The sequence below is a fragment of the Paenirhodobacter sp. genome (assembly GCF_050177655.1).
Lineage (GTDB): Bacteria > Pseudomonadota > Alphaproteobacteria > Rhodobacterales > Rhodobacteraceae > Rhodobacter.
The window spans coordinates 42,641-62,714 of sequence record NZ_JBFXGV010000015.1; the positions used below are offsets into that span (position 1 = coordinate 42,641).

Genomic DNA, 20,074 nt, shown 5'->3' on the forward strand with positions numbered 1-20,074 from the left:
CGGGGTCTCCTTTGCTGGCGCCAAGGTGTCGCAGCGCCGCCGCCTTGTCCAGAACCGCGATCCCCGCCGCACCGGTCAAAACTTCGCCACATTCGCCGCCTAGTTTCGAAAAGGTAAACGAGAACGATCGGCACAGCCGACGGAGCGGGCAGGCATGGGCGAGCATCACATCTTCGCAGCGATTCCGGCGAGCGGCGGGCTTGGCGCCAATGTGGCGCGGTCTCTTGCGCAGGGGCGTGGGCTCTTGGCGCAGGCGGGCTATGGCGCGCCGGTCCTTGGCCCGATCGCGTCCGGCGGGGTCCATGTCGACGAGACGATCTTCGCCAAGCCGATCGCCGGACTTTCCGGGTTTTTCACGCATATTCAAAGGCGTGCGCGGCATTTCTCAAGTAATCTCTCAACGCCCGTCGGCCGTCTCGTGCTGCCGGTCGTGGCCTATGACGACTATTTCCCTGCGCTCTGGCGGCATCAGGCGCAGCGCCGCGCGGTCGAGGATTTCGCCACGCTCGCGCCGGAGCTTGCCGCGTTGCGCCGCGGCTGGGTCGAGATCGTGCGCGAGCTGATCGCGGCGCTTTCCCCGCGCGAAGTGGTGATTCTGCCGGCGCCGACCGGGGTGGCGGAGGTGCTTACGGCGCTCGTGCCCGGCGCCGCGATCGAGGCCCGCCCGGGGCAGGGCCGCGAGATGCCCGACACCGCGCTTGCCATGCTGCAGCGGCTCTACCGCAGCGGCGTCGAGATCTCGCCGCAGCAGGTCGCCCGCCTCACCGCCTTCCACGCGCGCCAGCCGCAGCCCGCGCCGATCGCCGCCTTCGCGCCGCTCGAGGGGGCGCTGCTGCGCCGCCGCTTCCAGCGCGATCTCGCGACGCTCGCGGCGATGCCGGGGGTGCGGATCGGACTGGCCGAATCCGCACCGGAGCGCTTCGCGATCGCCGCGGAGTGATCAGCCGGCCTCGGCCATCTCCAGCGCTTCGAGCGCCGCGAGCCAAAGCTCCTCGGCCCGCGCCATCGCCTCGCGCGCCTCGGCGTGCTTGAGCAGCCACTTGTCGCGCTCGGCCGCCCGCGCGGCTTCGTAAAGCCCGGGGTCGGCCAGCTTTTCGTCAAGCTTCACAAGCATTTCCGAGAGCTTGTTCACACGATCCTCGGCCTTACGCGCCTCGGCGCGGAGCGCGAGAATCGCCTCGCGCGCGGGTTTCGCGGGCCGGTCCTTCGGCTTTGCCGCAGGCTTTTCGGCCGGATCGCCGGCAAGCAGCTCGGCGCGATAGCTTTCGAGATCGCCGCCATAGGGCGCCACCGCGCCGCCTTTCACCAGCCAGAGCCGGTCGGCGACGAGGCTGAGCAGATGCATGTCATGGCTGACCAGCACGACGGCGCCGGAATAGGCGGTCAGCGCCTCGACCAGCGCCTCGCGGCTCTCGATGTCGAGGTGGTTGGTCGGTTCGTCGAGGATCAAGAGATGCGGCGCGTCGAGCGTGGCGAGCAGCAGCGACAGCCGCGCCTTCTGCCCGCCCGAAAGCTTGCCGACCACGGTTTCCGCCTGATCCGCGCCGAGGCCGAAGCCCGCAAGCCGCGCGCGCAGCTTCGACTGATGCTCCTCCGGGCGCAGACGCTGCAGGTGCAAAAGCGGCGTCGCGCCGAGGTCGAGCTCATCGACCTGATGCTGCGCGAAATAGCCGATGCGCAGCTTCGAGGAGCGCGTGATGCGCCCCTCCATCACCTCAAGTTTGCCCGCCAACAGCTTGGAAAGCGTCGATTTTCCCTCGCCGTTGCGGCCAAGGAGCGCGATCCGGTCATCCTGGTCGATGCGCAGGCTCAGCCGCTTCAGGATCGGCCTGTCACCATAGCCGACCGCCGCGCCCTCCATGGTGATGATCGGCGGGCTCAGCTGTTCGGGCACCGGGAAGGTGAAGATCTGTTTCGCCGCCTCCTCGGGGGCGGTGATCGGCACCATCTTCTCGAGCATTTTCACCCGCGCCTGCGCCTGCGCGGCCTTCGTCGCCTTCGCCTTGAAGCGGTCGACGAAGCTTTGCAGATGGGCGCGCCGCGCCTCCTGCTTCTTCGCCTCGGCGGCCTGCTGGGCATGCGCGGCGGCGCGCTGGCGGGCGAACTGGTCGTAGGGCCCGTGCCAGAGCGTGAGCTTGCGCCCCTCCAGATGCAGGATCGAGGTCACCGCGCGATTGAGCAGGTCGCGGTCGTGGCTGATGATGATGACGGTATGCGGATAGCGCGCGAGATATTGCTCGAGCCAGAGCGCGCCCTCGAGGTCGAGGTAGTTCGTCGGCTCGTCGAGGAGCAGCAGGTCGGGCTGGGAAAACAGCACGCCGGCGAGCGCCACGCGCATCCGCCAGCCGCCCGAGAAGTCACTGCAAGGCCGCCGTTGCGCCTCGCTGTCAAACCCAAGGCCGCGCAGGATCGCGGAGGCCCGCGCCTCCGCCGACCAGGCGTCGATATCGGCCAGCCGGGTCTGGATCTCGGCGATGCGATGCGGATCGGTGGCGGTCGTGGCCTCCGCCATCAGCTCGGCGCGTTCGGTATCGGCGGCCAGAACGGTGTCGATCAGGCTGGTCGCGGAGGAGGGCACCTCCTGCGCGACGCCGCCGATGCGGGCGCGCGCGGGCAGCGAGATCTCGCCCGATTCCAGCGCGATCTCGCCGCGGATCAGGCGGAAGAGCGTGGTCTTGCCCGCGCCGTTCGCGCCGACGAGGCCGACCTTGTGCCCCTCGGGCACGGTGGCGGAGGCGCCCTCGAACAGCGGGCGACCCTCGATTGCGTAGGTGATGTTGTCGATGCGCAGCATGGCCCCCTCCTGCCAGCGCGCGCGCCCCGCGTCAACGTCCCGCTGCGTTGCGCCAAAGCTGCACTGCGGCGAGACGGCGGAGGGCCTCGTCGGAACGTGAACGGTTTTTGCACGATTGTCGTACAAACCGGGCCAGAACTGACCAAAAGCGGGGGTTTCCAACACCGATTCCCCATGCTAGCAGGCGCCAGACCAAATCCTGACCGGGCGATCAGACCGGTCCTCATCAGAAGGGCTTTTCCAAATGGCCATCGAACGTACGCTCTCGATCATCAAACCCGACGCCACCCGTCGCAACCTCACCGGCAAGATCAACGCCAAGTTCGAGGAAGCCGGGCTGCGCATCGTCGCGCAGAAGCGCATCAAGCTGACCATGGATCAGGCCGGCAAATTCTACGAAGTGCACAAGGAACGCCCCTTCTACGGCGAGCTGTGCGAATTCATGGCGTCCGAGCCGGTCGTCGTGCAGGTGCTGGAAGGCGAAGGCGCGATCGCGAAGAACCGCGAAGTGATGGGCGCCACCAACCCGGCGAACGCCGCCGACGGCACCATCCGCAAGGAATTCGCGCTCTCGATGGGCGAGAACTCGGTGCATGGCTCCGACGCGCCGGAAACCGCCGCGGTCGAGATCGCCTTCTTCTTCTCGGGTCTCGAACTCGTCGGCTGAACCGCCGCGAGGGGCGCGGCCTAGCGCCGCAGCCCGACGCCGATCAGATCCAGAGCCGCCTCGATCGCGAGGCGGCTCTTTTCGTTTCCGCCGCTCCCGCCCTGCGCCGCGGCCTTGAGCGCGTCGAATTTCGCGCGCAGCGCGTCCTTTTCCGCGCCGCGGCAGTCGTTCCACGGACGCCCCTGCAGCGCCATCACGAGCGCATAATATCCGATGAAATGGGGAGGGTTGCCGGCGCGGATCCAGGCCGCATAGGCGGCGTCGGCGCCGATCTCGCGCAGCCTGTCGGCATCGGTCAGCCCGGCGCGGGCAAAGCCCTCCGCAGTGGCCGGCCCGATGCCGGGTATCTCGGTGATCGGTCTGGGCATCGTCGCCTTTCCGGAGCGTCGGGCGCGAGTGTCGCGCGCGCCCGCATCCGGTGCAAGGGTGCCGAGGCCAGGGCCGACCGGGCGGCCGGGCTCAGGCGGTCAGGCTCAGATCGAGGCCCAGTCGGTGATCGTGGCGCTGCCCTGCTGCTGCACGGGCTTCTCGCTCTGCTGGCCCTGGCGCTGCACCGGGGCGGCCTGCGAGGCGCCCTGCTGCGCGGCGGAGTGCGACACGCCCATCTGTTGCGAGTTCTGCATTTTTTGCCTCTTCCCTGATCGCCTTGCCTCGTTATGAGGCGCGTTGAAAACGGCGACTTCATGGCGCAGCTAACTTCAACCACGGAACCGGTCAATAGAGGGTAAAGGCGTTGTGAAGCAGGGGCGAAACTGTCACGCAGATGTGACGGCATACGACGGCATACCGGGATTTTCGCGGGTCCGGAGCGTCAGCGTTTCGCCCGATCGGCGCTCAGAGATTGAGCTCTCCGGCCGGGGGCGTCGCGGGGGCGGCATGGCGCGCGCTGGTGCATAGCGGCGCCGCTTCGGCCGTGGGCATCTTCAGCAGATGTTCGAGCGCGGCATTGTCCTCGATCAGATCGGCGAGCGTGCGCCGGTCCATCGAGGCATAGAAGGCCTCGAGCGCCTCGATCAGCGCGACGCGGAACATGCAGGCGTCGTGCAGCGGGCAGGTGTTCGCCTCGAGGTCGAAACATTCGGCGAAGGGCAGGGTGGCCTCGAAGGCGCGCAGCACCTCGCCGACGCCGATCTTGTCCATCGGCCGCGCCAGCCGCAGCCCGCCCGAACGGCCGCGCTGGGTCTCGATGAAGCCGCGCTGCGCGAGCGTGTTCATCACCTGCGCGAGATGGTTCTCGGAGGCGTTGCAGGCCTCGGCGATCTCGTGCTTGCGCACGATCCGTCCGGGGTTGACTGCGCAGAACATCAGCGTGCGCATGGCGAGATTGGTGCGGGTGGTCAGACGCATGTGGGTATCCTTCGTTCGCGTCTGCATAGTCGAATTCCGAATGGGACGATTTGACCCAGATCAGATATGCCAAATGCATCATTTTCGCCGCGCGGATTTCCGCCGGGGCATTTATACATTGCGAATGCAGAATATATCCGGGCCCGGCCCGAAGGAGAGAGAGATGAGCGCATCCGCCCAGACACCGGCGCCCGCCCCCGAAACCGCCCCCGAAACCGCATCGCACGGCCGCCTGACCCATTTCCCGATCACCTTCTTCGCGACGTCGATGGGGCTTGGCGGTTACACGCTTGCGCTGCGCGCCGCGGGCGGGCCGCTCGGCTTCGGTGCCGCGCCCTATCAGGTGATGTTCGCGCTGACCGTCCTGGCCTTCGCGCTGATCTCGCTTTTTTACCTCGCCAAGGCGGCGCTGCACTGGCGCGCCGTCGTCGCGGAATGGCATCATCCGGTGCGGCTTGCCTTCTTCCCGACGGTGTCCGTCTCGATGCTGCTGCTCGCGATCGTCGCGATGAGCCTGTCGCGGCCGGTGGCGCTCGCGCTCTGGAGCCTGGGCACCGCCTTGCAGGGCGTGCTGACGCTGGCGGTGATCTCGGGCTGGATCGGCACCCGCAGCTTTCAGCACGGCCATCTGAACCCGGCCTGGTTCATCCCGGCGGTGGGCAATGTGATCGTACCGGTGGCGGGGGCGCAGCTTGGCTTCGCCGAGATCTCCTGGCTCTTCTTCTCCGCCGGGCTGATCTTCTGGGTGGTGCTGCTCACGCTGGTGTTCAACCGGCTGGTGTTCCACGATCCGCTGCCCGGGCGGCTGCAGCCGACGCTGGTGATCATGATCGCGCCGCCCGCCGTCGCCTTCATCGCCTGGGTTCGTCTGGCGGGCATCGGGCCGGGGGCGGTCGACCCGTTCGGCCATATCCTGCTTTCGCTCGGCTATGTCTTCGCCGCGCTGATGGCGGTGCAGCTGCCGCGGATCCTGCGGCTGCCCTTCGCGATGTCCTTCTGGGCGCTGAGCTTCCCGGTCGCGGCGCTCACCATCGCCTCCTTCCTCTATGCCGAGCTTGCGGGGAGTGACACTCATCTGCGGCTGGCGACCGCGCTGCTCGCGGTGCTGACCGTGCTGATCCTCGGGCTGGTGCTGCGCACCGCGGCGGGGATCCTGCGCGGCGAGATCTGCCAGCCGGAATGAGGGGAACCGGGGAGGGGGCGCTGCCCCCACCGGGGCTGTGCCCCGGCCCCCCGGAGTATTTCGCCAGGAAAAACACGAAGGGCGCGGGGGGAGACCCTCGCGCCCTTTTCTTCGGGTCCGGAGCGGATCAGTTCATCGGTGCCGGCTTCGGCGTCGCATCGGTGCGCACCGGCAGGATCGGATGCTCGACATGCGGCTGCTCGCCCGAAAGCGTGTTCAGGAAGGCGACCATCTGGTCGATCTGGGTCTCGTCCAGATCGGCGCCGAGCTGCGATTTCGCCATGATCGAGACCGCCTGCTTCAGATCCCAGACCTTGCCGGAGTGGAAATAGGGCGCGGTGAGCGCGATATTGCGCAGCGGCGCGGCGCGGAAGACATATTCCTCGCCCGCGGTCTCGGTGACCTTGAAGCGGCCGGTGTCGCCCTCGGGCAGGATCTCGGCGCCGGGGGTCTCGACCACGCCGAACGGGTAGTAGCCGTTGCCGCCGACGTTGATGCCGCTGTGGCAGGCCGCGCAGCCAGTGTCGATGAAGAGCTGCAGCCCCGCCTTTTCATCGGCGTTCATCGCGCCGTCATTGCCCATCAGGAACTGGTCGAATTTCGAGTTGGGGGTGATCAGCGTCGCCTCGAAGGCCTCGATCGCGAGGGCGAAATTGTCGAAGCTGATCGGGTCGTTCGCGCCGGGGAAGGCGGCGGCGAAGGCATCGACATAGCCGGGCATCGACTTCAGCGTGGCGACGACATTGTCGGGGGTGTTGTTCATCTCGACGCCGGCCTGCACCGGGCCCTTCGCCTGTTCGGCGAGGTCGGGGGCGCGGCCATCCCAGAATTGCGCGATGTTGAACACGGCGTTGAGCATCGTGGGCGCGTTGCGCGGCCCTTTCTGCCAGCCGTGGCCGATCGAGGTTTCCAGCCCGTCGACGCCGGCAAGCCCGACGTTGTGGCAGGTCTGGCAGGAGAACACGCCCGATTTCGACATCCGCGGATCGAAGAACAGCATCGCGCCGAGGTCGATCTTGTCGCGGGTCATCACGTTGCTGTCGCCCAGCTGCGGCGCCTGCATCGGGATCGGCTCGAAGTTTTCCTTCGCGGCCGCGCGCAGGGCGGCGTCGTCGGCGAAGGCCGGCAGGGAAAGGGCGCTGGTGCAGACCAGGGCCGTGGCGAGCGTGCGTCTCATGACTTCCTCCATTGTGAAGATGGAATAATTCTAAGCTCACAGGTTCGTGAGAATTTGATCCAGATCAAAATTGGAATAATTCCAGATGTGACAGACCGACGCGGCGGGGCCGAAGCGGTTGGCGGGCCGGCCCGGGCGGAGGCCGGGCGGGGCGGGGGAACGCCGCTGCTTGACGCCTCGCGGAGGGAGGTCCATCAAGGGCGCCGGACGAGAGGGGGGCCGCATGGCGCTGGAAGACGCGAAGAACGAGATCGACATGGCCTTCACGCGGGAAAACCTGCGCGGCCTCGCCTATGAGAACGCCTTCGCGGGGGCGGTGAGCTTCCTGCGCCGCCGCTACACGAAGGATCTGACCGGCGTCGATCTGGCGGTGACCGGCGTGCCCTTCGATCAGGCCGTCACCCATCGCCCCGGCACCCGCTTCGGGCCGCGCGCGATCCGCGAGGCCTCGACGCTGCAGGCCTTCGACGCGCCCTATGGCTGGGGCTATGATCCGCTGTCCGAGATGGCCGTCGTCGATTATGGCGATGTCGCCTTCGATTACGCCTATACGCCCGACGTGCCCGCCCGCGTGCAGGAGCATATCGCGAAGATCCTCGAGGCCGGGGCGGGGACGATCACGCTCGGCGGCGATCACTTCATCACGCTGCCGATCCTGCGCGCCTATGCGGCCCATCACGGCCCGGTCGCGCTGATTCAGTTCGACGCGCATTCCGACACCTGGGCGGATGACGATTTCTCCCGCATCGACCACGGCACCTTCCTGTACAAGGCGCTCAAACAGGGCGTGGTGCGGCCCGAGACCACGGTGTCCGTGGGCATCCGCACCGACAACCCTGACACCTGCGGGGTGAATATCCTCGACGCGCCCTTCGTGCATCAGGCGGGCGTGGCCGAAACCGTCGCGCGGATCAAGGCGGTGGTGGGCGATCGGCCCTGCTATGTCACCTTCGACATCGACTGCCTCGATCCGGCTTTCGCGCCGGGCACCGGCACGCCGGTCTGGGGGGGCTTGGCCTCTTGGCAGGCGGCGGCGATCCTGCGCGGGCTTGCCGGCATCAACCTCGTCGGCGGCGACGTGGTCGAGGTCTCGCCGCCCTATGACACCACCGGCGCCACCGCGATCGCGGGCGCCCATGTCGCAAGCGAGCTGATCGCGCTTTACGGCTGGACCCGGCGGGCGGCGCGATGACCCTGCGCCTCGCCCTCGGGGTGCTCCTCGCGGTGGTGATCCTGATCGCCGTCGCCGACGCCTGGGTGCGCCTCGCCCCGATCCGCGCCGACCGCTGGCACCGGATCCCCGCCACTGCGCAGGCGGTGGGCGACTGGCCCGAGGCGGGCGGCTTCGAGGCGGTGCGCCAGGTGCCCGATCCGCAGGCGCGGCTGGCTGAGCTCGACCGCATCATCCGCGCCACCCCGCGCACCAGCTGCCTCGAAGGCGCGCCGGAAGAGGGGCTCGTCACCTATGTCACCCGCTCCGCGCTCTGGGGCTTTCCCGACATCACCAATCTCTGGATCGAGGGCGACCGGCTGCATATCCGCGGCCATCTCGTCTACGGCCGCTCCGATCTTGGCGTGAACGCGGCGCGGCTGCGCCACTGGCTCGAGCTGAGCGGCCTCGGCCCGGCGGGCTGAGCGGGGCGCAGGCCCCCGGGCCGTGGCCTGCAGGGCACGGAAAGGTGCAGTTTTCGCGGCCCTCTTGTCGACCCTTCCGGCGCTTCCTATGTGCGAAGCTGGCACGGCCGTGACGGCCCTGCCGGCGGCCCGGTCGGGCGGGTCAGAACGGGAGCGGCGCGTTCATGCGGATTGCCTTGCACTATTTCAAGGGGGCCTTCGTTCTGACCGTGATCGGGCTGCTGATCGCCTTCGGGCTCGGCTGGGCCTATCAGGGCGGGCCGGGCGGCGCGCTTTCCTTCCTCTTCGTCGCCGCGGTGCTCGCGGTGCTGGAAATCTCGCTCTCCTTCGACAATGCGATCGTGAACGCCAACAAGCTCAAGGAGATGACGCCGCTCTGGCAGCACCGCTTCCTGACCTGGGGCATCGTGATCGCGGTCTTCGGCATGCGCCTGGTGTTTCCGCTCCTCGTCGTGGTGATCGCCGCCGGCGTCGGCCCGGTCGAGGCGCTGCGCCTTGCCGCGACGCGCCCGCATGAATACGCACGCATCGTCGGCGAGGCGCATCTCGCGATCGCGGCCTTCGGCGGGTCTTTCCTGATGATGGTGGCGCTGAGCTATTTCGTGAACGACGGCAAGGAGGTCGACTGGATCGCCTCGGTCGAGCGGCGGATGCGCGCCTGTGCCTCGATCAAGGGGCTCGAGATCGGCGTGCTGCTGGTCGTGGTGATGCTCTTCGTCTGGCTCCTGCCCGCGCGGGAGGAGAACATGTTCCTTTTCGCCGCGGTCTGCGGGCTGCTGACCTTCCTCGGCGTCGAGGTTCTGGGCCAGCTGCTCGACCGCGCCGACCTCGCCGAGGGGATGGCGCGCGGCGGCGTCGGCGCCTTCCTCTATCTCGAGGTGCTCGACGCCTCCTTCAGCTTCGACGGGGTGATCGGCGCCTTCGCGATGACGCAGAACCTGTTCCTGATCGCGATCGGGCTTGGCATCGGCGCGCTCTATGTCCGGTCGATGACGCTGATGCTGGTCGAGCGCCAGACGCTCTCCGAATTCCGCTATCTCGAACATGGCGCCTTCTGGTCGATCCTGATCCTCTCGGGGGTGATGTTCCTGCAGACGCTGATGCCGGTGCCGGAATGGGCCACGGGGCTGATCGGTGCCGGATTCATCGGTCTGGCGCTCCTCTCTTCGCTGCGCTTCCGGCGGCTGCACATGGCCTGAGGGGGCAGGAAACCCCTGTGAAATCAACGGACTGAAACGCCACTCCCGGCGTTTTGACCGGGTTTTCCGACCCGCACCCGCTGCCGTTTCGCCGGGTGGACAGTGCCAATCTGGCTGCTAATCTCGCCGCAGTCAGAGGGGCAGGGCGCCCCCGGCCGGGCCGGAAACGGGAGGAACCGATGAAGATTCGCTACACGCGCTATGCTGCCCTGGGGAGCGCGGCGCTGCTTGCCCTCGTCTCGCTCGGTGCGGTTTTCGCCACCCCCTGGGCCTGGCTCGGCGTGCTCGCCTTCGGCGCGCTCACCGTCCTCGGGATCTCCGATCTCGCGCAGACGCGCCATTCGATCCTGCGCAATTACCCCGTACTTGGCCATCTGCGCTTCCTCTTCGAGGGGATCCGCCCCGAGATCCGGCAGTACCTGATCGAAAGCGATCAGGACGAGGAGCCGTTCTCCCGCGACGAACGCTCGATCGTCTATCAGCGCGCGAAGAACGTCGAGGATGCACGCCCCTTCGGCACGCGCATGCAGGTCTATGACTCGGGCTATCAGTGGCTCACCCATTCGATCCGGCCGCGCCACATCACCAACCACGATTTCCGCGTCACCATCGGCGGGCCCGACTGCACGCAGCCCTACGAGGCCTCGATCTACAATATCTCGGCGATGAGCTTCGGCGCGCTCTCCGCGAACGCAATCGAGGCGCTCAACCGCGGCGCGAAGGCGGGCGGTTTCGCCCATGACACCGGCGAGGGCGGGATTTCGCGCTATCACCGTGTGGGCGGGGGCGATCTGATCTTCGAGGTGGGCTCGGGCTATTTCGGCTGCCGCAATCACGACGGCTCCTTCAATCCCGAGAAATTCGCCGCGACCGCTGCCGACCCGCAGGTGAAGATGATCGAGATCAAGCTGAGCCAGGGCGCGAAACCCGGCCATGGCGGCATGCTGCCCGCGGCCAAGATCTCGCCCGAGATCGCCGAGGCGCGCGACGTGCCGATGGGCGTCGACTGCATCTCGCCCGCCTCGCATTCGGCCTTTTCGACGCCGCTCGAGATGATGGGCTTCATCGCGCAGTTGCGCGAGCTCTCGGGCGGCAAGCCGGTCGGCTTCAAGCTCTGCATCGGGCATCGGCGCGAATTCATGTGCATCGTCAAGGCGATGCTGGAAACCGGCATCACCCCCGATTTCATCGTGGTCGACGGCAAGGAGGGCGGCACCGGGGCCGCACCGCTCGAATTCGCCAATCACATGGGCATGCCGCTCGTCGAGGGGCTGACCTTCGCCCACAACACGCTGCGCGGCGCCGGGCTGCGCGAGCGCATCCGGATCGGCGCGTCGGGTAAGCTCGTCACCGCCTTCGACATCGCCAAGGCGCTGGCGCTTGGCGCCGACTGGGCGAATTCGGCGCGCGGCTTCATGTTCGCGATCGGCTGCATCCAGGCGCAGGCCTGCCACACCAACCGCTGCCCGGTGGGCGTGGCGACGCAGGACAAGGCGCGCTCCCGCGCGCTCGTGGTGCCAGACAAGGCGCAGCGCGTCGCCAACTTCCACCGCAACACCTTGAAGGCGCTTGCGGAAATGACCGGGGCGGCGGGGCTCGACCACCCCGGCGGCTTCCTGCCGCATCACTTCCTGATGCGCGAGAAGGACCGCCAGATGGTCGTCGGCGACGAGGTCTTCCCCTATATGCCCGAGGGCTTCCTGCTGCGCGAGGACGACGACCGCTTCGGCTATCTCAAGCGCTGGCGCCGCGCGCGGGCGGAGGCTTTCGAGCCCTTCGACAACGGCGTCTGAGCCGCGCGCTCACCGCGCCGGATCGGGGTAAAGCCGCTCGCGCCGCTTCCCCCCGGCCGAGGCGGCAATGCGCAAAAGCCGCCGCCGGTCGCCGGCGAGCGCCGCCTCGAGCAGCCCCGCAAGCGCGCCGCGCGCCTTCAGATGCGGCACGAGGCCGGAATGGTCGAGATCGGGAAACAGGATCTGCTGGGTTCCCGCCTGGCGCGGAAAGCGCAGCGCCTGCGCGAGGTCGTCTTGCGCGCCGTGGAACAGCCAGGCCTGCGCGCCGCCGGGGCGCGGCAGCGGCGCCTCGGGCCAGCGGATCTCGGCGGGCAGAGCGGCGCGCCAGCGTGCCCAGCGGGTCTCCTCGGGCACCCGCGCGGGCAGCACCGAGAATTGCGGCGAGAAGGCGAGCACGCAATCGACCGGCAGGATCCGCGCGGCGACGAGCGCGGCAAAGCCCCCCATCGAGAGGCCGATCGCCGCGATCCGCCGCACCGGCGCGCGCGCCGTCACCGCGGCGAGCGCGCCCCTCAGTGCCGCCTCGAAGCCCGGATCGTTGCCCCAGCTGCGGCCCGCGTCGCTGACGAAAAGCGCGCGGCGCGGCGGGGCGCCGCCGCCCCGGCCCACCGCGGTGGCGACGAATTCGGGCGCGGGCGGGCGCGCCGGGTCATGGCCGATCGAGGCGCAGGCGATCACCAGATCCTCCCCCGCGCCGTCGAGGAAATCGACGTGAAAGGGCGGGGCCTCCCAGATCCGTTCGAATGTCACCGCCGCCCCCTTTTCGCCCGAGCATAGCGGGCCGCCGCCGCCCGCGCCACGGCGAAGGCGCGCGCCCGGGCCGATCGCGGGGGGCTGCCTGCCCCCCGACCCCCGGAGGTATTTTGCGCAAGATGAAGATCAGCCGCGGCGCGGGTCGTCCTCGGGCGTGATCAGCTTGATATCGGCCTTCGCGGCCCAGGCGGCGATGTCCTCGCGGCGCAGCGCGGCGGCCATCAGATCGGGGAACTGGTCGGGCGTGCAGGCGAAGACCGGCGCGCCGAGCGCCGCGATCTCCGCCGCAAGCCGCGCGTCGTAAAACGGCTTGCCGGCATCGGAAAGCGCGAGCAGCACGATCACATTCACCCCGGTCCCGGTCAGCCGGCGCAGCCGCGCGACCAGCTCCTCGGCATTGCCGCCCTCGAAGAGGTCGGTGATCAGCACCAGATGCGCCTTCGTCGGCCGCTCGATCCGCGCCTCGCAATAGGCCACCGCCTGGTTGATGTCGGTGCCGCCGCCGAGCTGCACGCCGAAGAGCACCTCGACCGGATCCTGCAGCGCCTCGGTCAGGTCGAGCACCGCGGTGTCGAAGCACACGAGCTTCGTGCGCACCACCGGCAGCGAGGCCATCACCGCCGAGAAGATCGAGGCGTAGATCACCGATTGCGCCATCGAGCCGGACTGGTCGACGCAGAGCACGACCTCGTCGAGGTCGGTCGCGCGCCGGGCGCGGCGCTGAAACCCGACGAGCCGCTCAGGGATCACGGTGCGGTGGCTTTCCTGCCATGTGTGCAGGTTGCGCCGGATCGTGCGCGGCCAGTCGATATCGGCGGGGCGCGGGCGCGAGGTGCGCCGCCCGCGGTCGATCGCGCCGCGCAGCGCCTCGGCGGTGCGCCGTTCGAGCCGCTCCATCAGCGCGGCGACGACCCGGGCGATCACCGCGCGCGCGGTCGCCTTCGTCTTTTCCGGGATCACCCCGCGCATCGCGACGAGGGTAGCGACGAGATCGACATCGGCCTCGACGATCTCGAGGAATTCCGGCTCCATCAGCATCTGCCGCAGGCCGAGCCGTTCGAAGGCGTCCTTCTGCACGACCTGCACCACCGGGGCGGGGAAAAACTCGCGGATGTCGCCCATCCAGCGCGCGACCGCGGGGGCCGAGCGCCCGAGCCCGCCACGGCCCGGGCGCGTCTCGCCGGGTTCGGGCGGGCCCTCGTAAAGCGCCGAAAGCGCCGCCGAAAGCCGCCGGTCGTCGCCGCCAAGCGCCTCGTCCTCGCCGCCAAGCGCGAGACGCCAGCGCCGCGCGCGTTCGTCTTTTGCGTCATCGCCCATCGCTGCCCTCCGCGTTGAAAAGCGCCCCGAGCGTGGCAAGATGTGCGGCCCAGAGCGGCTCGGCCCCGGCGATCGCGACGCGCCCGCCCTGCGCTTGCGCGCGGCCGAGCAGCGCGTCGAGGAGCCGCTTGCGCTCGCTGCGGTCGAGATCGGAAAACACCCGGCGCAGGAGCGGCAGATATTCGACGAAGGTCTCCGGATCGAGCCCGGCGATCCAGGCGTCGACCTCGGCGCGCAGCCCCGCGTCGTGCAAAAGCCGCGGGCCCGAGCCCTCGAAGAACCCCTCGAAGAAGCCCGCCGCCTCGGCCGGCGCCGTCCCGGGCGAGAGCATCCGGCCCAGCAGCGTCACCGCCTCCTCCGCGCCCATCGCCCCGGCCTCGTAAAGAAGCCGCGCCGCCGCACCGGTCAGAAGCCGCGTCGATTGCGCATCGGCGACGATCCGGCGCAGCCCGCCGGTCCAGCTTTCGCTGAGCGCGGTGTCACCCTCGGGGCCGATCTCGGGCTCGACGAGGCGGATCGCCCGGTCGCCCGCGCGCAGCGCCTCGCGCATCGCGCGCGCGGCCTCGGCGTCGAGCTGGCGCGCGGCGTAATGCAGCCCGAGCGCGGCGCGGGTGCCGATCTGGCGGAAGAGATCGGCGAGCTGGCCGGCATCGGTCGCGCGCGCCTTGCCGTAGCGGATCACCTCGGCAAGGCCCGGCAGCGCGGACACGAGCTCGCGCGTGTCCGTGCTTTGCCCGGCGCGCGCGGCCAGCCGCGCGATGCCGGTCGCGGCGGCGGCGGGCAGCTGCGCGGTCAGCGCCACGAAAACCAGATCGGCAAGCGCGCCCAGCCCCTCCGCCGCCTGCATCCGCGCGCCGATCCGCGCCGCGGCGGCGGCCTCGATCGTGGTGCCGTGGACGAGGTTCTCGACCAGGGCGACGGCGAATTCCGGCTCCCAGCGCAGGAGCCAGCGCTCGCGGAAGGTGCCGCGGCTGCGGCCGGCATCGGTGAGCCGGCCCCAGGGCACCTCGAGCGCGGTGAGCCGGTGCAAAAGCGTCGAGCGGAAAAGCCCCGCGGCGCTGCGCAGATCGAGCGAAAGCTCGCGCTCGAGCGCCTCGGGCTTCAGCTGCGCCGCCTTCTGCTGGCGTTGCAGATCCTCGAGCAGCGGCGCCGCGGGCACATCGGCGGGGATCTCGCCGACCTCGTCGCCCAGAAGCAGCCGCGCCTCGACGATCCGCCAGCGCAGCGCCTCGCCGTGGCAGAGCGTGGCGATCACCGCCTCGCGCAGCTCCTCGAAACCCGGGCGCGGCCGGCCGCGCAGCGCGGCGAGCGCGGTGGCGAGGCGCTCGGTCTCGATCAGCGCGGCGGTGGAGACGATCTGCCCCTCGGCGCGCAGCGCGCGGGCGATCCGCGCGATCCAGACCGTGGCCTGGCGCGCGCCCGGCTCCTCCCAGAGATGCCGGTTCCAGCCCGGCGCCGCCACCCCCGCGCCATAGCCCGAGGCAAAGGCGAGGCGCGGCGCGGTCCAGGGCGCCCAGGTCGCGGTGACCTTCGCCCTGGTCGCACCTTTCAGCAGCGCGCGGTCGTCCTTTGCCGTGTGGCGCGCCTGCAGCGCGGGCACGTGCCAGGCGCCGCAGATCACGGCGACCGGCCCCTGCGCCGCCTTTGCGGCCTCGGCGATGGCAAGCCGCATATGCGCCTCGCGCGCGGCCTCGCGCGGAGGCAGATCGGGTTCGCCCTCGCGCAGGGCGCGCATCGCCTCGGCCACGGCGGCGAAGATCGGGCCGGGATCGGGGTTCTCCTCGATCACGTCGCGCCACCAGCTTTCGCCATCCTCATAGCCCGCCGCCCGGGCGAGCGCGCCGATCGGATCGCGGGCGATCGGGTCGGGGGCAGGCGGGGCGGTGGGGTCCGCCGCGGCCTCTGCCTCCGGTTCCCCGGTTTCGGCCTCCGGTTCCTCTGCCTCGGCCTCCGCTTCCGCGGCCACCTCCGCCGCGCTGCGCCAGCCCGCGGGCAGGTCGATGAACTGCGCCGGCACGCCGCGCGCCACCGCCCAGCACAGCGCCTGATACTCCGGCGAGAACACCGCGAAGGGCCAGAACACCGCCGCCTCCGGGCGCTCCTTCGGATAGGCCAGAAGCGCCACCGGCGGCACCATCGCCGGATCGGCAAGCCGCGGCAGCTGATCGCTCAGATCCGCCGGCCCCTCGATCAGCACCACCGCCGGCGCAAGCGCCTCGAGCGCCGCGAGAAGGCGGCGCGCCGAGCCGGGGCCATGGTGGCGGATGCCGAAATACTGGATCGCTGCGGACATCGGGCGCCGTCTCAGAGCAGCTCGGTCATCGCGCCGTAGTAATCGGCATAGGCGCGCCGGCCCTTCAGCACGGTCTCGAGGTAATCCTCGAGGATCGCCCTGTCCTGCACCGGATCCTTCACGATCGCGCCGATCACCGTGGGGGCGAGCGCCTCGGCCGACAGCGCGCCATCGCCGAAAAAGGCGGCCTGGCTCAGCCCGCCGACCATCACCGCGATCGCCTCGGCGGTCGAAAGCGTGCCCGAGGGCGATTTCAGCGTGGTCTTGCCGTCGAGCGTCTGCCCGGCGCGCAGCTCGCGGAAGATCGAGACGACGCGCGTGACCTCCTCGGTGACGTTCTTCGGCGCCGGCAGATCGAGCGATCCGGCCATCTCGCCCACCCGTTTCGCGACGATCGCGATCTCCTCGTCGATATCGTCGGGCAGCGGCAGAACGACGACGTTGAAGCGGCGCTTGAGCGCGGCGGAAAGCTCGTTCACGCCGCGGTCGCGGTCATTCGCGGTGGCGATCACGTTGAAGCCGCGCGTGGCATAGACGGCGTCGTTCAGCTCGGGGATCGGCAGCATCTTTTCCGAAAGCACGGTGATCAGCGTGTCCTGCACGTCCGACCCCATCCGGGTCAGCTCCTCGAGGCGGCAGATCCGGCCCTCCTCCATCGCGCGGAAGAGCGGCGTCGGCACCAGCGCGTCGCGGCTCGGCCCCTTGGCGAGCAGTTGCGCATAGTTCCAGGAATAGCGCAGCTGGGTCTCGTCGGTGCCGGCGGTGCATTGGATCACGCGGGTGGAATCGCCCGAGACCGCGGCGGCGAGATGCTCGGAGACCCAGGATTTCGCCGTCCCGGGCACGCCGAGCAGCAAGAGCGCGCGATCGGTGGCGAGGGTGGCGATCGCGGTCTCGATCAGCCGCCGGTTGCCGAGGTATTTCGCGCTGATCTCGGTTTCGCCGGCGCGCCCGCCCATCAGATAGGTGACCGCCGCGCGCGGCGAAAGCGCCCAGCCGGCGGGTTTCGGGCCGCTGTCGGCGGCGATCAGCGCGTCGAGCTCGGCGCGATAGGTCTCCTCGGCGGGCAGGCGGAGCTTCTCGGTCATTCTCTCTCCTCAGAGCGCGGCGTTGAGCCGGAGCAGGGCAAGGCGCGGGTCGGCAAGGCCAAGCCCGGCGCGGGTGAACTGGTCGATCAGGGCGTGGGCGGCGGCGCGATCGGCGATCAGGCCAAGATGCGCGAGGCCCTGCGCGGCGCTGACCGCGGTCGCGGGAGTGGCGCCGCCGACCTCGGCCTGGAAGGTGGCGAGCAGCGTGGCGAAGGCGGGCGCGCGGCGGATCGTGTCGAAATCGAGCGTGCCGGGCAGCGGCGCGAGCATCGCCGCGGTCAGGCCAAAGCCCGAACCGTCGCGCTGCGCAAGGCGTGGCGCCAGCGCCGCGCGCGGGCCGGGGCCGAGGCGCGCGATCAGCGCGCTCGGATCGGCCTTGGCCTCGGGCGCGGCGAGCAGCCGCTCGAGCAAGGCCTCGACCTCGGCATCGCTGCCGCTGCGCGCGACGATCGCGGTGATCTCGGGGCTGCCATCGCCGAAATCCCAGGCCGCGATCAGCGCCGCAGCGCTCAGCCCGAGCCCCTCGGCCAGGGGCGCCAGCGCGATCTGCTCGGCCAGCTCCGCGCGGCGGCGGCGCTGCGCGGCAGTCTTCAGCGGGCGCGCCCGCAGCAGGTGCCTGCGGGAGAGCAGCCCGACCTTCGTCAGCTCGAAGAAAGCGGCCAGCTCGGCGCGCGCCTCGGCATCGGTCTCAGTCTCGCCGAGCCGCGCGCGCAGGCCCTGCGCGAGGGATTGCACCTTGGCCGAGCGGTCTGCTTTCAACGTGGCGAGGAAGGGCAGGTCCGCCGCGCAAAGCCCGGTCGCGAGAAGGCCGATCAGCCGCGCCCGCGGCTCGGCGGCGAGACCCGGGGCGACGGCGGCGATCAGCGCGCGCCCGGCCTCCGGATCGCGCCGGCGCAGCGCCTCGACATGGGCGATGCGCGCCTGCGGCGAGAACTCTTCCCAGGTCTCGGCGCTGGGTTCGCCGGCGCTCGGCGCGGGGCGCTCGGCGAGCCAGTCGAGCCAGGGCGCGTAGACCTCGGGCAGGCCGGTGGCACCGGCCTCCGGCATCCAGTCGAGCGGCGAGACGACATGGCCGCGCGCCGCGATCAGCGCGACGATCCGCTCCGCCGGCACCGGTTTCGCGGCGAGGATCCGGCGCAGATCGGGGCGCAGCGCCTCGGGCAGCGCGGGCAGCGCGAGCGCGGGCAAAAGCGCGCGCGGCGCCACCGCGGCGGGGGGCGCGGGGCGGGTGGCGACCTGGCCGAAGGCGCCGGCGAGCGCGAGCAGCGCGAGCTCGGGCGCCTCGCCCAGCGCCGCACGCCAGGCCTCGGGGCAGGCGGGGGCGGCGGGCGTGCCGGTCATCCAGCGCGCCTTGATTTCCGCGAGCTGCGCGAGGATCTCAGCCATCCGCCACCGCCAGTCCCCAGCCGGTCGGCGCCGACAGGAGCGAGAGCCGCACCCCGTCCCAAAGCGCCGCGGCGCGCTCGAGCGCGATGCCGAGGAGCGGCTCGGCCGGGCGCTGCGCGAGCGGCAGCACGAGCGCGCCCTGCGCATCGCCCCACCAGGGCCGGCCCTGCGCGCAAAGCATCACCCGCCCGGGCGGCAGCAGGAGCGGCGCCACCGGTTCCCAGGGCGCCGCGGCGAAGAGCTCGGCGGCGGCCAGAAGCGGCTCGGCGGGCGCCTCGGGCCAGTCGGTCTGCAGCGGCGGCGGCGCGGCATTGCGCGCGACGATCACCGCGCGCAGGGGGACGGGGCCGGGGTAGAAGGCCAGCTCGGCCTCGAACCGCTCGCCCGGGGCGAAGGCGCTGCCGCGCCGGCCCGCGCTTGCCGGGAAGAAGTCGAGCAGCTGCGCGAAGCGCGGCGCGCCGGGCGCGGGGGTGAGGTTCATCAGCCAGCTCGCCTGGCTCACCAGCCCGTCGCGGCGGGTGCGGATCCGCTCGCCCGCGACCTGCCAGAGCGCGGTGACGCGCGGCGCGGCCGGATCGGCGAGCAGCGCCTCGCGCGGCTCGGCGCTGACCACGGCGCGGCGCAGCGCGGGATCGTCGGGCGTGGCGCGGAAGGCGCGGGCGAGGATCACCAGCCGCCCGAGTTCCGCGATCAGCGCGTCGAGCCGGTCCTCGCCGGAGAGCGCCAGGAGCGTCGCGGGCAGCTCGTCGAGCCGGCCGGCGAGCGTCTGCGCCTTGCCGTCGACCATCCGCGCCGCGATCGCCCGGCAGCGCGCCGGCTCGCCCAGAAGCCCGCCGAGCCCGCCGCGCAGCTGGTCGGCGATCCAGGTCTCGAGATCGGCCATCGCGCCAAGAAGCGCCGCCCGGGTCTCGCCCGCGCGCTTTTCCGCGGCGGCCTGGGCGCGCCGCTCGGCCGCCGGATCGGGCGCTGCTGCGGGCGGGGCCTCGGCGGCGGCGCGGGCGGCGGCAAGGCTCTTGCCGGCCGCGGCGGGCGGGGTCTCGGTGGTCGCCGCGCCGCCCTTGCGCTTGCGGCCGCGCCAGTCCTCGACCCAGTCGGGCAGGGGCGCCGCGGTGAAGGCGGCGGGCTCCTCCGCGCGCATCCACATCAGCGCAAGCACATGTTTGCAGGGGAATTTCCGCGACGGGCAGCTGCATTTGTAGCCGTGATCGACAAGCTCGAAGACGGTGCGATAGGGGTTCGCGCCCGAGCCCTGACACTCACCCCAGACGAGGCCGCTTTCCGCATCCTGCGCGCGCAGCGGCCATTTTCCGGGTTTGGTGAGCTTGCTCGCAGCGGCGAGCGAGGCCTGATCGGGCGCGAGCGCGGCAATCGTCTCGGTGGTGATCGTCATCGTGAAATCGTACTGCGCCTGCTTCGAATGGGGCCAGCAAACAGGATCGCTG

General features: G+C 70.5%; 18 protein-coding genes. 7 read left to right on the forward strand and 11 right to left on the reverse strand.

Annotation, left to right across the window (positions count from 1 at the left end; genetic code table 11):
- Positions 1-154: 154 nt before the first annotated feature.
- Positions 155-940 carry a hypothetical protein gene (locus tag AB7U46_RS07875; RefSeq protein WP_428336404.1) on the forward strand — a complete coding sequence of 262 codons (786 nt, stop codon included), beginning with the start codon at positions 155-157 and terminating at the stop codon, positions 938-940.
- Here AB7U46_RS07875 and AB7U46_RS07880 read toward each other — a convergent pair whose 3' ends face one another.
- Entirely contained in the window at positions 941-2,794 is a 1,854-nt protein-coding gene (locus AB7U46_RS07880; protein WP_428336405.1) for an ABC-F family ATP-binding cassette domain-containing protein, read from the reverse strand.
- 244 nt (positions 2,795-3,038) lie between these two features.
- On the opposite strand from AB7U46_RS07880, the gene ndk reads away from it, so the two are divergent.
- Positions 3,039-3,461: a nucleoside-diphosphate kinase gene (gene ndk, locus AB7U46_RS07885; RefSeq protein WP_428336406.1), complete on the forward strand. Its 423-nt coding sequence runs from the start codon at positions 3,039-3,041 to the stop codon at positions 3,459-3,461.
- 20 nt (positions 3,462-3,481) lie between these two features.
- Here ndk and AB7U46_RS07890 read toward each other — a convergent pair whose 3' ends face one another.
- From AB7U46_RS07890 to AB7U46_RS07900, 3 genes are all read right to left on the reverse strand, one after another.
- A complete protein-coding gene (locus AB7U46_RS07890; protein WP_428336407.1) occupies positions 3,482-3,829 on the reverse strand; it encodes a TfoX/Sxy family DNA transformation protein in 348 nt (115 codons plus the stop codon).
- A 105-nt stretch (positions 3,830-3,934) separates the two neighbouring features.
- Positions 3,935-4,084 (reverse strand): hypothetical protein, encoded by a 150-nt coding sequence (locus AB7U46_RS07895; RefSeq protein ID WP_428336408.1) that lies wholly within the window; start codon positions 4,082-4,084, stop codon positions 3,935-3,937.
- A 211-nt stretch (positions 4,085-4,295) separates the two neighbouring features.
- The gene (locus AB7U46_RS07900; protein ID WP_428336409.1) at positions 4,296-4,808 is read right to left on the reverse strand and encodes an RrF2 family transcriptional regulator; all 513 of its coding nucleotides are present in this window, start codon (positions 4,806-4,808) and stop codon (positions 4,296-4,298) included.
- A 163-nt stretch (positions 4,809-4,971) separates the two neighbouring features.
- Here AB7U46_RS07900 and AB7U46_RS07905 point away from each other — a divergent pair, with 163 nt between their 5' ends.
- On the forward strand, positions 4,972-5,991 hold the full coding sequence (locus AB7U46_RS07905) for an SLAC1 anion channel family protein (RefSeq protein ID WP_428336410.1): 1,020 nt from the start codon (positions 4,972-4,974) through the stop codon (positions 5,989-5,991).
- A 127-nt stretch (positions 5,992-6,118) separates the two neighbouring features.
- Here the strand turns inward: AB7U46_RS07905 and AB7U46_RS07910 are convergent, their stop codons facing one another.
- The gene (locus AB7U46_RS07910; RefSeq protein ID WP_428336411.1) at positions 6,119-7,168 is read right to left on the reverse strand and encodes a cytochrome-c peroxidase; all 1,050 of its coding nucleotides are present in this window, start codon (positions 7,166-7,168) and stop codon (positions 6,119-6,121) included.
- A 223-nt stretch (positions 7,169-7,391) separates the two neighbouring features.
- Here AB7U46_RS07910 and speB point away from each other — a divergent pair, with 223 nt between their 5' ends.
- The 4 genes from speB (at position 7,392) to AB7U46_RS07930 (ending at position 11,795) form a co-directional block, all read left to right on the forward strand.
- Positions 7,392-8,360: an agmatinase gene (gene speB, locus AB7U46_RS07915; protein WP_428336412.1), complete on the forward strand. Its 969-nt coding sequence runs from the start codon at positions 7,392-7,394 to the stop codon at positions 8,358-8,360.
- Positions 8,357-8,803: a DUF1499 domain-containing protein gene (locus AB7U46_RS07920; RefSeq protein ID WP_428336413.1), complete on the forward strand. Its 447-nt coding sequence runs from the start codon at positions 8,357-8,359 to the stop codon at positions 8,801-8,803. Before speB ends, AB7U46_RS07920 begins: the two co-directional genes overlap by 4 nt.
- 164 nt (positions 8,804-8,967) lie before the next feature.
- A complete protein-coding gene (locus AB7U46_RS07925; RefSeq protein WP_428336414.1) occupies positions 8,968-10,002 on the forward strand; it encodes a DUF475 domain-containing protein in 1,035 nt (344 codons plus the stop codon).
- A gap of 179 nt (positions 10,003-10,181) precedes the next feature.
- Entirely contained in the window at positions 10,182-11,795 is a 1,614-nt protein-coding gene (locus tag AB7U46_RS07930) for an FMN-binding glutamate synthase family protein (protein WP_428336415.1), read from the forward strand.
- Positions 11,796-11,804: 9 nt separating this feature from the next.
- Here the strand turns inward: AB7U46_RS07930 and AB7U46_RS07935 are convergent, their stop codons facing one another.
- The 6 genes from AB7U46_RS07935 to AB7U46_RS07960 form a co-directional block, all read right to left on the reverse strand.
- On the reverse strand, positions 11,805-12,545 hold the full coding sequence (locus AB7U46_RS07935; RefSeq protein ID WP_428336416.1) for a hypothetical protein: 741 nt from the start codon (positions 12,543-12,545) through the stop codon (positions 11,805-11,807).
- 129 nt (positions 12,546-12,674) lie between these two features.
- On the reverse strand, positions 12,675-13,865 hold the full coding sequence (locus tag AB7U46_RS07940) for a VWA domain-containing protein (protein ID WP_428336417.1): 1,191 nt from the start codon (positions 13,863-13,865) through the stop codon (positions 12,675-12,677).
- Entirely contained in the window at positions 13,855-16,158 is a 2,304-nt protein-coding gene (locus tag AB7U46_RS07945; protein WP_428336418.1) for a DUF5682 family protein, read from the reverse strand. The genes AB7U46_RS07940 and AB7U46_RS07945 overlap by 11 nt, the downstream gene beginning before the upstream one ends.
- 11 nt (positions 16,159-16,169) lie before the next feature.
- Positions 16,170-17,246 carry an ATP-binding protein gene (locus tag AB7U46_RS07950; protein WP_428336419.1) on the reverse strand — a complete coding sequence of 359 codons (1,077 nt, stop codon included), beginning with the start codon at positions 17,244-17,246 and terminating at the stop codon, positions 16,170-16,172.
- 9 nt (positions 17,247-17,255) lie between these two features.
- The gene (locus AB7U46_RS07955) at positions 17,256-18,632 is read right to left on the reverse strand and encodes a DUF5691 domain-containing protein (RefSeq protein WP_428336420.1); all 1,377 of its coding nucleotides are present in this window, start codon (positions 18,630-18,632) and stop codon (positions 17,256-17,258) included.
- The coding region (locus tag AB7U46_RS07960) for an SWIM zinc finger family protein (RefSeq protein WP_428336421.1) at positions 18,625-20,074 on the reverse strand (1,450 nt) is incomplete at its 5' end. The genes AB7U46_RS07955 and AB7U46_RS07960, both read right to left, overlap by 8 nt.